This is a genomic window from Bacillus cereus group sp. N12 (genome assembly GCF_016483575.1).
Lineage (GTDB): Bacteria > Bacillota > Bacilli > Bacillales > Bacillaceae_G > Bacillus_A > Bacillus_A toyonensis.
The window spans coordinates 1-260 of record NZ_JAEHBO010000239.1 but is presented as its reverse complement, the minus strand read 5'-3'; the positions used below and the strand labels follow the sequence as shown (position 1 = coordinate 260).

Genomic DNA, 260 nt, shown 5'->3' with positions numbered 1-260 from the left:
AATAGTTTCCTCCGCTATGACAATAACAGTCACCTTACAACACAATGCTAAATCAGCAAACACATTATTCGTCACTACCACAGAAACCGCAAACGGAGGAAACCCAGGAGGCGGAACGGGGACAGATAACGGAACCGGAGGAAACCCAGGAGGCGGAACGGGGACATGTCTCTTATACACATCTCCGAGACCACGAGACCGGCCGAGAGCTCGGATGCCGTCTTCTGCGTGACAAGGAGAAGGGGGGGGGGGGGGGGGGG

At 55.4% G+C, this 260-nt stretch carries 1 protein-coding gene; it reads left to right on the top strand.

Features of this window, described 5'->3' with window-relative positions; genetic code table 11:
• Nucleotides 1-232: hypothetical protein (locus tag JDS92_RS30720; protein WP_206773099.1), on the top strand; the 232-nt coding region annotated here is incomplete at its 5' end.
• Nucleotides 233-260 lie beyond the last annotated feature (28 nt).